The organism is Kibdelosporangium banguiense, assembly GCF_017876405.1.
Taxonomy (GTDB): domain Bacteria; phylum Actinomycetota; class Actinomycetes; order Mycobacteriales; family Pseudonocardiaceae; genus Kibdelosporangium; species Kibdelosporangium banguiense.
Genome location: NZ_JAGINW010000001.1, coordinates 4,807,879 through 4,821,126, shown reverse-complemented (window position 1 = coordinate 4,821,126; position 13,248 = coordinate 4,807,879). Strand labels below are relative to the sequence as shown.

Annotated in this window: 13 protein-coding genes; 7 read left to right on the top strand and 6 right to left on the bottom strand. The window is 65.8% G+C overall.

The genetic code is table 11. The features are described from left to right. Positions 1-3 precede the first annotated feature (3 nt). Positions 4-1,116, top strand: a complete 1,113-nt coding sequence (locus JOF56_RS22850; protein WP_209641402.1) for a CaiB/BaiF CoA transferase family protein — start codon at positions 4-6, stop codon at positions 1,114-1,116. Further along, positions 1,113-1,880 carry an enoyl-CoA hydratase/isomerase family protein gene (locus tag JOF56_RS22845; RefSeq protein WP_209641400.1) on the top strand — a complete coding sequence of 256 codons (768 nt, stop codon included), beginning with the start codon at positions 1,113-1,115 and terminating at the stop codon, positions 1,878-1,880. Before JOF56_RS22850 ends, JOF56_RS22845 begins: the two co-directional genes overlap by 4 nt. Here the strand turns inward: JOF56_RS22845 and JOF56_RS22840 are convergent. Both JOF56_RS22840 and JOF56_RS22835 read right to left on the bottom strand, forming a co-directional pair. Next, on the bottom strand, positions 1,877-2,752 hold the full coding sequence (locus JOF56_RS22840; protein ID WP_245378357.1) for an SAM-dependent methyltransferase: 876 nt from the start codon (positions 2,750-2,752) through the stop codon (positions 1,877-1,879). The genes JOF56_RS22845 and JOF56_RS22840 overlap by 4 nt on opposite strands. Before the next feature lie 909 nt (positions 2,753-3,661). After that, positions 3,662-5,290 (bottom strand): serine/threonine-protein kinase, encoded by a 1,629-nt coding sequence (locus JOF56_RS22835; protein WP_209641398.1) that lies wholly within the window; start codon positions 5,288-5,290, stop codon positions 3,662-3,664. 70 nt (positions 5,291-5,360) lie between these two features. Here JOF56_RS22835 and JOF56_RS22830 point away from each other — a divergent pair, with 70 nt between their 5' ends. After that, the gene (locus JOF56_RS22830; protein WP_372448090.1) at positions 5,361-6,230 is read left to right on the top strand and encodes an acyl-CoA dehydrogenase family protein; all 870 of its coding nucleotides are present in this window, start codon (positions 5,361-5,363) and stop codon (positions 6,228-6,230) included. Here JOF56_RS22830 and hsaB read toward each other — a convergent pair. Genes hsaB through hsaA form a run of 4 tightly spaced genes read right to left on the bottom strand, consistent with a single transcriptional unit; the run spans position 6,227 to position 9,682 of the window. Then, positions 6,227-6,772, bottom strand: coding sequence for a 3-hydroxy-9,10-secoandrosta-1,3,5(10)-triene-9,17-dione monooxygenase reductase subunit (hsaB, locus tag JOF56_RS22825; RefSeq protein WP_209641394.1), 546 nt, complete (start codon positions 6,770-6,772; stop codon positions 6,227-6,229). The genes JOF56_RS22830 and hsaB overlap by 4 nt on opposite strands. Further along, positions 6,769-7,671 (bottom strand): iron-dependent extradiol dioxygenase HsaC, encoded by a 903-nt coding sequence (gene hsaC / locus JOF56_RS22820; protein WP_209641392.1) that lies wholly within the window; start codon positions 7,669-7,671, stop codon positions 6,769-6,771. The genes hsaB and hsaC overlap by 4 nt, the downstream gene beginning before the upstream one ends. Then, positions 7,671-8,531 carry a 4,5:9,10-diseco-3-hydroxy-5,9,17-trioxoandrosta-1(10),2-diene-4-oate hydrolase gene (hsaD, locus tag JOF56_RS22815; RefSeq protein WP_307855215.1) on the bottom strand — a complete coding sequence of 287 codons (861 nt, stop codon included), beginning with the start codon at positions 8,529-8,531 and terminating at the stop codon, positions 7,671-7,673. The genes hsaC and hsaD overlap by 1 nt, the downstream gene beginning before the upstream one ends. Continuing rightward, positions 8,522-9,682 carry a 3-hydroxy-9,10-secoandrosta-1,3,5(10)-triene-9,17-dione monooxygenase oxygenase subunit gene (hsaA, locus tag JOF56_RS22810; protein WP_209641389.1) on the bottom strand — a complete coding sequence of 387 codons (1,161 nt, stop codon included), beginning with the start codon at positions 9,680-9,682 and terminating at the stop codon, positions 8,522-8,524. The genes hsaD and hsaA overlap by 10 nt, the downstream gene beginning before the upstream one ends. 80 nt (positions 9,683-9,762) lie before the next feature. On the opposite strand from hsaA, the gene JOF56_RS22805 reads away from it, so the two are divergent. From JOF56_RS22805 to JOF56_RS22790, 4 genes are all read left to right on the top strand, one after another. Beyond that, a complete protein-coding gene (locus tag JOF56_RS22805; protein ID WP_209641387.1) occupies positions 9,763-10,089 on the top strand; it encodes a hypothetical protein in 327 nt (108 codons plus the stop codon). Then, positions 10,086-10,538: a hypothetical protein gene (locus JOF56_RS22800; protein WP_209641385.1), complete on the top strand. Its 453-nt coding sequence runs from the start codon at positions 10,086-10,088 to the stop codon at positions 10,536-10,538. The genes JOF56_RS22805 and JOF56_RS22800 overlap by 4 nt, the downstream gene beginning before the upstream one ends. A gap of 135 nt (positions 10,539-10,673) precedes the next feature. After that, the gene (locus JOF56_RS22795) at positions 10,674-11,048 is read left to right on the top strand and encodes a hypothetical protein (protein ID WP_209641383.1); all 375 of its coding nucleotides are present in this window, start codon (positions 10,674-10,676) and stop codon (positions 11,046-11,048) included. 15 nt (positions 11,049-11,063) lie between these two features. Next, positions 11,064-13,247 (top strand): (Fe-S)-binding protein, encoded by a 2,184-nt coding sequence (locus tag JOF56_RS22790; RefSeq protein WP_209641381.1) that lies wholly within the window; start codon positions 11,064-11,066, stop codon positions 13,245-13,247. Position 13,248: the final 1 nt, after the last annotated feature.

The window sequence follows — 13,248 nt, the reverse complement described above, 5'->3', positions numbered from 1 at the left end:
GGCATGCCCCTATCCGGAATCACGGTGCTGGAGGTCGGCGTCTTCATGGCGGGCCCGTACGCCACCATGCAGCTCGCCGACCTCGGCGCGGACGTCATCAAGATCGAGAACCCGGACGGCGGCGACCCGGTGCGTTCGGCCGGGCCGTTCGTCGACGGCGTCAGCTCGCCCTTCGCCCGGCTGAACCGCAACAAACGATCCGTCGCGTTGGATCTGAAGTCCCCGGAGGGCCGGGCAGCGTTCCTCCGGCTGGCGTCGCGGGCCGACGTCCTGGTGGAGAACCTCAGGCCAGGCGCGCTGCGGGCACTCCAGCTCGACTACGAGACTCTGCGCGCGGCCAACCCGGGCCTGATCTACGCCTCGGCGTCCGGCTGGGGCCAGGACGGTCCACTTTCGACACTGCCTGGCCTCGACATCATGGCTCAGGCCCGTAGCGGCCTGATGAGCATCACCGGAGCGCCAGGCGGTGACCCGGCCAAAGTCGGCGTGCCGGTCTGCGACCTGGTGTGCGGCTTGTACGTCGCCCTCGCGGTGACGGCGGCGCTCAGGGAACGCGAGCGCAGCGGCGAAGGCCAGTACATCGACGTCAGTCTGCTCGAATCAGGCGTGTCGCTGGCGGTCTGGGAAGCCGGGAAGTACTTCGCGACCGGCGAGGCCGGCGGCCCGCTCGGCTCAGCGCACCAGAGTCAGGCCCCCTACCAGGCAATACGCTGTGCAGACGGCTGGCTCACGGTTGGCGCGATCACCCCGAAGGCATGGCGTGGGCTGTGCGAAGTCCTTGGCCTGCAACGATTGCTCGACGACTCGCGGTATCGCGACGCGTACCGCCGCAAGGAACACGTCGACGACCTGATCCCGGAGATCGAGCAGGTCACAGCCACCCGCAAGGTGGCCGACCTGGTCACCGCGCTGGACCAGGCGTCCGTCCCGTGCGCGCCGATCTCCTCCTACGACGAGGTCTTCCACGCTCCGCAACTCACATCCCGCGACTTCTTCTGGGACGCGCCCGGCGGCATGCGACAACTTGGCTCACCGATGCGGTTCTCTCGGACACCTACGCGACGCTCACACGCCGGCCCCGCGCTGGGCGAGCACACCGACGAGGAGCTGACATGAGCCTTGTGGTCGAACAAGACGGTGCTGTTCTCACGGTCACCTTCAACCGTCCGGACAAGCACAACGCGATGACGTTCGACATGTACGCAGGCCTGGCGGAGGCGTGCGAACGCGCCGACAGCGACGACGGCATCCGCGCGATGATGTTGCGTGGCGCGGGCAGGCAGGCGTTCGTCGCCGGTACGGACATCACGCAGTTCGAGGAGTTCGAGACCGGCGAGGACGGCCTCGCCTACGAGCGGCGTATCGGTGAGGCGCTCATGCGCCTTGAGGACGTGACCGTCCCGACCGTCGCCGTCATCCACGGCTATTGCGTTGGCGCCGGGCTGGCTATCGCGGCCGTATGTGACCTGCGGGTCGCTGCTACGTCCGCGCGCTTCGGCGTGCCGATCGCCAAAACCCTCGGCAACTGCCTCTCGATGAACAACTACTCGCTGCTCGTGCACCATCTGGGCCCGTCGCGGACCCTCGACGTGCTGCTCCGCGCCAAAATGCTCACCGGTGGCGACGCCAAGGCAGCCGGTTTCGTCCACGAACTCTGCGGTGACGACGACCTCGACCGCACCGCGAACGCCGTCGTCGGCACGGTCCTGCGCCACTCACCCCTCAGCATGTGGGCGGCCAAACAAGCCGTCGCCCGCCTCCGCCGCGCCGCCCTCCCCGACGGCGACGACATCGTCGCCAAAGTCTTCGCCAGCGAGGACTTCCACACCGCCGTCAGCATGTTCGGCACAAAACGCCAGGTGAAGTGGACCGGCCGTTAGACCTTGCCGGCCACACCGCACCAGCCGAGGTGGTAGGACTCGGGATTCTGGTCAACCGGGTTGTCCTGGCGCCAGTCCTGAGGCGAGACGATGCCGGGGGCCTCGATCTGCCAGCCGTCGAAGAGCCTTGTCATCTCGGCGTGGGTGCGGGTGTAGAGGTGAGCCGTGGTGTTCTTGTAGGCATCGACGAACGCCGCGATCTGGGCCTGCTGTTCCGGGGGCGCGTTGTCACAGGTGATGTGGGAGAGCACCAGTTTGCTGCCGGGAGCCAGGCGGTCGCGGTAGTACGCGAGCAGCTCGCCGGGATTGTCGTCGTCGCTGATGAAGTGCAGCAGAGCCACCATCATCAGGCAGATGGGCCGGTCGAAGTCCAGCAGCGCCCGAGTGTCGGGGTGGTCCAGGATGCCGTCCGGGTTACGCATGTCCTCCTGGATGACCGTCACCCGATCGGTGACGCCTTGCTCTTCCAGCTTGAGGCGGGACGTCTGGACGGCGATCGTGTTCGAGTCGACGTAGACGACATGCACGTCCGGGTTGGCGCGTAGCGCGATCTCGTGAACATTGCCGACAGTCGGCGCACCCGAGCCGATGTCCAGGAACTGGGTGATCCCCGCCGCCACGGCCTCCTTCACCGCGCGGCGCAGAAAAGACCTGTTGTTGCGGGCCAGGGGCTTGATGGCGGGCAGGATGAGCTCGGCCTTCTCGACGAACGCACGGTCCACCGCAGTGTTGTGCGAACCGCCCAGGTACGCGTCGTACACACGATCCGGTGACGGTAACGAGGTGTCGATCCCGGCGGTCTCCAGCCACGAAAGGACCGCGTTGTCTCGAGAAGAGACCATGTAGCCGGGCTTGTCACGACCGGTTGTCATCGAGTCCCCCTGTCACTCAAGACGCCACCATCTGAATACAGGCAACCACGACGCATCACAAGGGGTAACGCCGGGGTAGAGATGTCCGCAGTGGACAACCTTGCCTGACCTACCAACGACATCCCAGGTCCGGTCCATGAAAAGCAAGGCGGGCGTATCAAACCGCAGCCGCGTGACATGTAGCACCTGCCAGAGCCAAGAAATCCATGACTACTGAGGGTTGCCAGCACTCTACCTGCTCTGGTAAACCTGAAGAGCCTTGAAAATCTGGACAGAACCGGGCCCTTAATTCGGCCGATCCGTTCGACGGCAACCAGTTCATCGTCACACACCACGTCAAATGCCGACCGCACATACAGGACGCCAAAGGTGTTCGCAGGTATCTTTTACTGACGACGTGACAATGATGATCAAATACCATATCCAGCAGGGGAGCCATGAGACTGAAGTCTGCACTATTGACGGCGTGCACCCTCCTGACGCTAACACCTACTGTAGCGCAGGCTGCGCCAGCACAAGCAGCCGCAGAGCTCTGCCAGGCAGGAAATATATGCACGTACTACTACCTCTTCCAAGAGGGAAAGAACTTCTCTCGTAGCAACAGTTCCATCTCGGGCTGCGTCGATATCCCAGAAAGCCAGTCATACCACAATGCTGGCGTACCGTCTCTCAAGCTGTGGAAGTACAGCAATTGCACCGGCGACTGGGTGTGGGCAACCGCCGGGACGGTAGGAGGCGCGTCGTTTTTTAGCTTTGACGCAGTAAGTCGTTAACTACCACTATTTTCACACACACTCGAAGTCTATTCTATCATCGACCAGAGGCATCGCGCGTCAAGCGATATATGCCTCTGCCAAATAGTCGCCAGCCGCCCTCGGTCGAATAAGCGAGATCGACCGAGGGCTCGGATTACCTGCCGTCCGAGGCAATCTTGAGCTGACCACCAGTCTTGATCACTCGAATCTCTTTGTGTGTCGAATTGCCTGATGCATAAGTGACGTCCACAGGCACAGTCACCGATCCGTCACCGTTCTCCCGGACGCCATTGGCGTTCCTTGAGCTGACCTGCGGATACTGTGCCCAGAACTGCTGGAACGCGCCGATCGAGCCGAAGGTCTGCTGCATCTCGGCGGACAGCATGCCCCACCGGGCCTCCGGTGCCGCCGAGCCGTAGTAGTTGATCACGAGCCGACCAGCCGAGCTCCAGTCGATTCCACCTTCGGAGGCACCCTGTGGTGTCGGCGGGGTGGTGCTCGTCTGAGGAGGTGGCTGGTTCGCCGTCGACACGATGGTCACGGTGCTGGGCGGCAACACGCCTGGCGTCTGCCGGTTGGCGTTGTCGTCCGGCGAGCCCGAACTCATCACCGAGGCGATGACACCGCCGAGCACGGCGGCTGCGACAACCGCGCCGATGACGGCGAGACCACGTTTGCTCTTGCCGGGCCGCCCGGGCTGTTTCGCCGGGGGTACGGGCCTGACCGGCGGGGGTGGGGTCGGCGGCGGTGGCTGCCTGGGCGGGGCCTGTTGTTGCTGGGCGACCACAGGTTTCGGGGCCACGAGCGTGGGCTGCACGGCCGCGGCCACCGGCTTCGGCGGAGTGGGCACGTGGACCACGACGGTTTCGTGGCCGGCGAGCTCGGAGAGGGTCGTGACGACCTCGGGCATCGTGGGCCGGTCGGCGGCGTCCGCGCTGAGCAGGGTCATCAGCGTCTTGGTCAGCGGGCCGGCGTGCTTGGGCTCGGGCACGTTGCCCATGGCCACGGCGTAGAGCTGGGCGAGCGGGTTGTCCTTGAAGCCGTACGGCGGCTGGCCCTCGAGTGCGTGGTACAGCGTCGCACCCAGGGAGAACACGTCCGAGGCCCTGGTCGGGTCCTGGCCGCGGGCCACCTCGGGGGCCAGGTAGGCGGGCGTGCCGGCGAGCATGCCGACCGAGGACTGGGTCATCGTGCCGTCGTCGGTCGACCGGGAGATGCCGAAGTCGGTGATCTTCACCTGGCCGGTGTCGTCGATCAGGATGTTGCCCGGCTTGACGTCCCGGTGCACGATCCCGGCGGCGTGCGCGGCGGTCAGCGCGGTGGCGACCTGCTCACCGATCTGGGCGGCCTCCTGCGGCGACAGCGTGCCGCGGTCGGCCAGCAGGCCGGAGAGGCTGCGCGACGGCAGGTACTCCATGATCAGGCACGGGTCACCGTCGTGTTCCGCCACGTCGAAGAGCGCGATGGCGTTGCGGTGCTGCAAGCGCGCGGCGATACGGCCTTCGCGCATCGCGCGGCGGCGCGCATCCTCTGTCTGGCTGTCGGACAGCCCAGCGCGCATCAGCAGTTGCTTGATCGCAACCGTTCGATCAAGACGCTCGTCGCGCGCCTGCCAGACGATGCCCATCGCGCCACTGCCGATGGTGTCCAGCAGCCGGTAGCGACCGGCGACCAGCTGCCCCTTTTCGATGACGGACTCTATTCCTCGCGTGCGTGTACCGGACGGTGCCAACCTTATCGAACGGCACCCGCCCACGAGTGACTCGGCACGACTGAACTTCATGGCAAACCAAGCGATTGTTTGGTTTGATGGACCCATGCTGACGGCCGAACAAGAAGATTTACGAGACGCCGTGCGGCAGATGCACGACCGCGGCGACGCCTCGTGGCAGGAGCTGTGCAAGATCGGCGTGGCCGGTCTGGGCGTGCCCGAGGAGTACGGCGGCGCGGGCGGCCTGATCGAGGCACACGTTGTCCTGGAAGAACTTGGGCGTGAGCTCGCACCTGTGCCGATGCTGTCGACCGCGCTCGCGGCGCAGGCTCTTCTACTGAGCGGTAACCAATCAGAATGCGCCCGGTTGCTACCCGGAATCGCCGACGGGACGACCGCCGCGACCGTCATGTGGGCGCCGTCGGTTCCGAGCGTCGTACCGTACGTGCTCGACGGTGACACCGCAGATGTGTTGATCGTCTCCACGCCGGATGGACTGTTCCTGGGCGAGGCGACGCATCGCGTACATACCCCCACGATGGATGAGACCCGTCGGCTCGCCACCGTGCACCTGTCCAACGGCCGTCAGATAGGCCCTCCTGCGCCGCGGTTACGCGACCTCGCGTGCGTCGCACTGAGCGCCGAACAAGTCGGCGCGGCGCAACAATGTCTGGACATGACCGTGGCGTACACCAAGACACGCGTGCAATTCGGCCGTCCAATCGGCAGTTTCCAGGCGTTGAAGCACCGTATGGCCGATATGTACGTCCTTGTCGAGACTGCGCGTTCGATTTCGTATGCCGCAGTCGAGTCCCCCGGCCTCGCGGCCGTCGCCGCGGTGCGATGCACCGAGGCTCTGTCCACTGTGGCCGGTGAGATGATCCAGATGCACGGCGGGATCGCCATCACCTGGGAACACGACGCGCACCGGTACTTCAAACGCGCGCACAGCAGTGCGCAGCTGTTCGGCCGGCCGCACGAGCACGTGGCCCGGCTGTCGCAGACGATCTAGATCCAGTCGTCGTGCCGGCCCCAGGTGAAGAGGTGGTCCAGCATGGCGTTCGGCCGGCGTTCGGCTTTCCTGTCCGTCGCGGAGTAGCGGCCGCGGTAGAACAGCAGCGGCTGGGCATCCCGGCAGGGACCCAGCCGCTGAACCCGGCCGACGACAACATGGTGGTCGCCGCCGTCACGGACTTCCTCGACGCTGCAGTCGATCCATGTGAGAACGCCGTCAAGGACCGGCGCGCCGCTGGGCGCCGGGCTCCACGCCGTGCCGAGGAACTTGTCCGCACCCGGCCGGCCGAACTTGGCCGACAGGTCCTGCTGGTCCTCGGCCAGCACGTTCACACAGAAGTGGCCGCGCTCGGAAATCGCCTGCCAGGTCCCGGAAGCGCGGCCAGGGCAGAACAGCACCAGGGGCGGATCCAGCGATAGCGCGGCGAAGGCCTGGCAGGCGAACCCGACGGGGCCTTCACCGGTGATCACCGTGACACCCGTGCAGAAGTGCCCGAGTGCCTTGCGGAACTCGGTGGCGACCGGGACCGTGGACGTCACTGTTTCGCGCCGACGCTGAAGTCGTGGCCCCACAGGCTGACCGCGGTGCTCTCCCGGGCGATCCACGACTCGTCGTCGACCTGCCTTCCCTCACAACCGAACTCGACGTCGAAGCCGCCGGGCGTCTTCATATAGAAGGACAGCATCAGGTCGTTGACGTGCCGGCCGAGCGTGGCCGAGAGCGGCACCTTGCGGCGCAACGCACGGTCCAGCGTCAGGCCGACATCGTCGCTGTTCTCCACCTCGACCATCAGGTGCACGATCCCGCTGGGCGTCGGCATCGGCAGGAACGCCAGGCTGTGGTGGCGCGGGTTGCAACCGAAGAAGCGCAGCCACGCCGGCGCGCCGTCGGCTGGGCGCCCGACCAGTTGCGGTGGCAGGCGCATGGAGTCGCGGAGCTTGAACCCCAGGACATCACGGTAGAACCGCAGCGCAGCTTCATCGTCGTGTGTGGACAGCACGACATGCCCGAGACCTTGTTCGGCGGTCACGAACTTGTGGCCGTACGGGCTGACGACACGACGGTGTTCCAGAGCGGCACCGTGGAAGACCTCGAGGGTGTTGCCGGACGGGTCGTCGAAGCTGATCAGCTCGTCCACCCGGCGGTCGGCCAGTTCGGCCTGCGTACCTTCCTTGTACGGCACGCCCGCGGCTTCCAGGTTGCGCCGGACCTCGTCGAGTTCCGCGGCGTTCGCGGTCTCCCAGCCGGACTGGGCCAGCCGGTCGGCCTCGCCCGGAAAGATCACCAGACGGGCCGGGAAGTCGTCCATCCGCAGGTACAGCGCGTTCTCGTCGCGGCCCTTGCCCTCCACCATGCCGAGCACCTTCAGGCCGTACTCACGCCACTTGGCCATGTCGGTGGCCTCGATGCGCAGGTAGCCCAGTTGGCGGATACCCATCACGCACTCCTCAGGAAGTCCAGGGTGAGCTGGTTGAACTCGGCGAATTTCTCCAACTGCGCCCAGTGCCCGCAACGGCCGAACACATGCAACTGCGCACGCGGGATCATCTTCAACGCCAGCAGCGCGCCGTCCAGCGGGTTGACCCGGTCCTCACGGCCCCAGACCAGCAGGACACGCTGCCGGAGCTGGTAGGCCTCACGCCAGAGCATGCCCTCCTCGAAGCTCTCCGCACTGGTGAACGACTTGCCCATGGAAGCCATGGCGCGCAACGACTCCGGGTCGGCCGCGACACGGTAGCGCTCGTCGATCAGCTCATCTGTGACCAGGGACTGGTCGAACACAAGCGTACGCAAGAACTTCGCCAGCTTCTCCTTCGACGGCCCAGGCGGCGCGGCGAACGAGTACAGGGCCTTGATGCCTTCGGTCGGATCGGGCGAGAACACATTGACGCCCAGACCTCCCGGCGCCATCAGCACAAGCCGCCCGGCGCGATCCGGATGCCTCAGTGCAAACCGCACGGCCGTCCCGCCACCCAGCGAATTGCCGACGAGATGCACTCGCTCGATGCCGAGCGTGTCGAGCAGACCGAGCAGCGCGTCCGCGCTGAACGTGAAGAACTGGCTGGTGATCTCGGGTTTGCCGGAGTGCCCGAACCCCGGCTGGTCCACCAGGAGGGTGCGGTATTGCTCGGCGAACACCGGCAGATTGCGCCCGAAATTGCTCCACGCCGAGGCACCGGGCCCGCCGCCGTGCAGCATCACGACCGGCTCGCCCTCGCCAGCTTCGTGGTAATGCAGCTTGAGGTCCGGTCCGGCTTGCCCAAACCGCGAAGTCGATTCGAAAGTAGTCACAGCCACGCGTCCTGCACCTTGAGACCCAGCTGCGTCTTGCCGTACATGGCAAGCGCGCGCTCGGGGTCGTTGATGGCGTGCACTCGCCCGGCGTGCGCGTCGCGCCAGAAGCGTTGGATCGGCGTGCCGGCGTTCAAGGCCTTGCCGCCGGAGTTCTCGAACAGCCTGTCCACCGCACCGATCGCGCGGCCCGTCGCTTTGACCTGGTCACGCCGGATGCGCATCCGCAGCTGGAACGGGACTTTCTCGCCCGCGAGAACGTGTTTGTAGGCCGTGCCGATGTTGTACTCCAGCTGCAGCCAGGCGGCGTCGATCTCGCTGGCCGCTTCGGCGACACGGACCTGGGAGTACGGGTCCTCAGCGGCTTTGGTGCCGTAGGAAGCCCGGACGCGCTCCTGCATGTAGGCGGTATGCGTTTCGTACGCACCTGTCGCCATACCGATGACGGGCGTGGCGATGGAGTAGGAGAACACCGACGCGAACGGCAGCTTGTACAGCGGGCTGGTGTTGACCTCGTGGCCCGGGCACTCACACTTGCCCGTGTCCATGAAACTCAGAGTTCTGTATTCAGGAACAAAAACGTCGTCGACCAGGATGTCGTTGCTCCCGGTGCCCCGCAACCCGACGGTGTCCCACACGTCTTCGATCTTGTAGTCGGAGATCGGCAGCAGGAACGTCCGGAAGTCCACCGGCGCGCCGTCGTCACCCAGGACGAGGCCGCCGAGAAAGACCCATGAGGCATGGTCGCAACCGGAGGAGAAGCTCCACCGCCCGGTGAACCGGAAACCGCCGTCCACCGGCGTCGCCCGGCCCATCGGCGCGTACGAGGAGGAGATCCGCGTGTCCTCGTCCTCGCCCCAGACGTCAGCCTGCGCCTGCGCCGCGAAAAGCCCCAGCTGCCACGGGTGACAGCCCAGCACCGACGCGACCCAGCCGGTCGAGCCGCACGCGCTCGCGATCAGCCGGACACTGGTATAGAAGTCGAGCGGATCGGCTTCGGCCCCACCGTGCCTGGCCGGCTGCAGGAGCTTGAAGAACCCTGTCTGCCGCAGCGCCTCGATCGATTCGGCCGGAACCTTGCGCAGGTCCTCGGTCTGCTGTGCCCGCTCCCGCAACACCGGCAGGAGTTCCCGGACGGCCGCGACGACCTCGCTCATGAGCAGCTCCCGAACTGGAACGTGTTCTCTTTACCCGACCAGACTAGAACACGTTCCAGTTCCTGTCACGGAGGAACCCCGTGCTGATCCCCCTGCCCATCCGCCTCAGACGCCAGGTCGAGGTGGCCTATTACTTCGACCCCAAGGGTGACCTGCAGATCTACACCAGCGTCGACAACCGCAACCACATCCACACCTTCGTCACCTTCCACGGCGTGACCGAGATGCGGCTCGCCAAGTGCATGCACGACATCGAGATCGACATGATCGAACAAGGACCCGACCGGTTCCGGTTCTCCGTCGAAGCCGACGACTACATCGGCGGATATGTGCTCGCCACCGGAATGACGCTCCGCAAACACGGCAGATCATTGGAACAGGTGGTGGAACCATGGACCTATCCGTGACAGAGCCACCGTGGACACTTGAATTCGATCGCCCGTTCCACTTCTGGTTCTTCTACGTGTCGCATGCACAACTGGTCCTGCGTAGCCCTAGAAGGGGCCACGAGCCCCGGATCGACGTGATCTTCACGTTCACCGGCGAGTTCAACCTGCCGAGAACACTCGACGACCTGCGCATCGACGCTCTAGCCCCGCACGACCCACGCCACAAGGAACTGGGCGTCCAGCGGCTGGACTTCATAGGAGTGGAACGAACGGCCTACGCCATCACCGCCAGCAACTTCCAGAACGGCCTCGTCACCGCGCACCGCGTGGAGATCCAGGAGACCGACCGGGAATACGACGACATCCACCCGTTCGAAGGCGACCTGCCTTACATGTCATTCGAAGAGCCTTACCCCGCCTACGACGAAGGACCATTGCGGTCCCGATTCGCCGATCCGGTCATCTAGCCCCGAACCCCCGCCGCACTGGCCACGCCTGAGCGAACGGGTTAAGACCACTCCCCCGAACGGGTGCTACCGGCTGGTAAAGAATCATGAGTACGCTCCCTGGAGAAGTGGCGCCGGTCACAGGGAGGCTCACGGATGCGGCATGTCTTGGCAAGGTGCCTCGCGTGCGGCTCCCGGTGTGCGTACTGCGATCTTCCGGTCCTGCTCGCGAGCGACTGCGGGCATCCCGGTTATGGCGTCGTGGAGCAGGTCGGCGATCTGGGCGGACTGCCCGGGCTCGGCCTGCTGCATCTGTTCTGCCGGGACTCCGCACGCTCAAGGAGCGCGGCCCGGCGCGGGCTTGTGGTGAGAAGGGCGTATCTCGGACGCGCCACCGAGCGTTATGAAGCGCGTCTGCCAGTGCGGCCTTACGATCGCCTCGGGGTTTGTCCGGGTGACGGGCAGCGGTGGCGGATTGCGAAGATGCGGTACGCGTGCAAGGCGTGCCGTTACTACACAAGCTCACATTGACGAGGTTGGGTCTACGTGGTCGTTCGTCTCGTTCTGGGTCTGTTGATGACCGTCGTTGGGCTCGGCTTCGCCGCCCAGCGAATCATGTGGCTGAACCGGCTGATCAAGTCCGGCCAGCCCGACCATGACCGCGCCGACCGGCTGGGCGCGCGCGTGGCGGCCCACCTGGCCGAGGTGTTCGGCCAGCGCAAGCTGCTGAAGTGGTCGGTGCCCGGCATGGCGCACCTGTTCACGTTCTGGGGCTTCGTGATCCTCGCGTCGGTGTACCTGGAGGCGTACGGCGCGCTGTTCGACGAGGACTTCCACATCCCGTTGATCGGCCAGTGGTCCGTGCTCGGCTTCGTGCAGGACTTCATCGCGGTGATGGTGTTCGTCTCGCTGGTGGCCTTCGCGGTGATCCGGATCAGGCAGTCACCCGAGCGCAAGCAGCGGGGATCGCGGTTCTACGGCTCGCACACCGGTGGCGCGTGGCTGATCCTGTTCATGATCTTCAACGTCGTGTGGACGATGTTCCTGTTCCGTGGGTCGTCCGCGGCGGTCGGCAACTTCCCGTACGACAGCGGCGCGTTCGTCTCGCTGGGGGTGGGCGACCTGCTGGAGCCGCTGGGCCACAGCGCGAACGAGGTCATCGAGACCGTCGGGCTGCTGCTGCACATCGGCGTGATGCTGAGCTTCCTGATCATCGTGCTGCACTCCAAGCACCTGCACATCTTCCTGGCGCCGGTCAACGTCACGGCCAAGCGCCTGCCCGACGGCCTCGGCCCGCTGCTGCCGATGCAGTCGCACGGCAAGCCGATCGACTTCGAGGACCCGGGCGAGGACGACGTGTTCGGCCGGGGCAAGATCGAGGACTTCACCTGGAAGGGCATGCTCGACTTCGCCACCTGCACGGAGTGCGGCCGGTGCCAGTCGCAGTGCCCGGCGTGGAACACCGGCAAGCCGTTGTCGCCCAAGCTGCTGATCATGGACCTGCGGGACCACATGTTCGGCAAGGCGCCGTACCTGATCGGCGGCAAGGAGGCAGCCGACGACGCGACTCCGGAGATCGCCGAGCACAGGCACGGCGTGCCGGAGTCCGGATTCGAGCGTGTGCCCGGTGACCAGGCCGGCCGGCCGCTGGTGGGGACCGCCGAGCAGGGTGGCGTGATCGACCCGGACGTGTTGTGGTCATGTACCTCCTGCGGCGCGTGCGTCGAACAGTGCCCGGTGGACATCGAGCACGTGGACCACATCGTCGACATGCGCCGCTACCAGGTGATGATCGAGTCGGAGTTCCCGAGCGAGCTCGGCACCCTGTTCCGCAACCTGGAGACCAAGGGCAACCCGTGGGGCCAGAACAACAACGAGCGGATGGACTGGGCCAAGGGCCTGGACTTCGAGGTGCCGGTCTTCGACGGTGAGCTGGCGTCCGATGTGGAGTACGTGTACTGGATCGGCTGCGCGGGGTCGTTCGACGACAACGCCCGCAAGACCGTCCGGGCGACCGCGGAGCTGCTGCACCTGGCCGGCGTGAAGTACGTCGTGCTGGGCAAGGAGGAGAGCTGCACGGGCGACCCGGCGCGCCGGTCGGGCAACGAGTTCCTGTTCCAGATGATGGCGCAGCAGACCGTCGAAATGCTGAATTCAGTATTCGAAGGACGGGAGCCGCTCCAGCGCAAGATCGTCACCACGTGCCCGCACTGCATGAACACGCTCGGCCGCGAGTACCCGCAGCTGGACGGGCACTACGAGGTCGTGCACCACACACAGTTGCTCAATCGCCTGGTGCAGGCCAAGAAGCTCACCCCGGTGGCGCCGGCCGACCCTGCCGGGCCTGGCGTGACGTACCACGACCCGTGCTACCTGGGCCGGCACAACAAGGTCTACACGCCGCCGCGCGAGCTGATCGGCGCTGCCGGTGCGTCGCTCACCGAGATGCCGCGGCACGCCGACCGTGCGATGTGCTGCGGTGCCGGTGGTGCCCGCATGTGGATGGAAGAGCGGATCGGCAAGCGCGTCAACGAAGAGCGGGTCGACGAGGCGATCGGCACCGGTGCGGACACTGTCGTCACCGGCTGCCCGTTCTGCCGCGTGATGGTCAACGACGGTCTCACCGCGCGGCAGAGTGAGGGCAAGGGCGAGGGCGTCGCGGTCAAGGACGTCTCGCAGCTCCTGCTGGAATCGGTGAAGCGCGGCGGAAACGTCCCCGCCGCGGACTGAG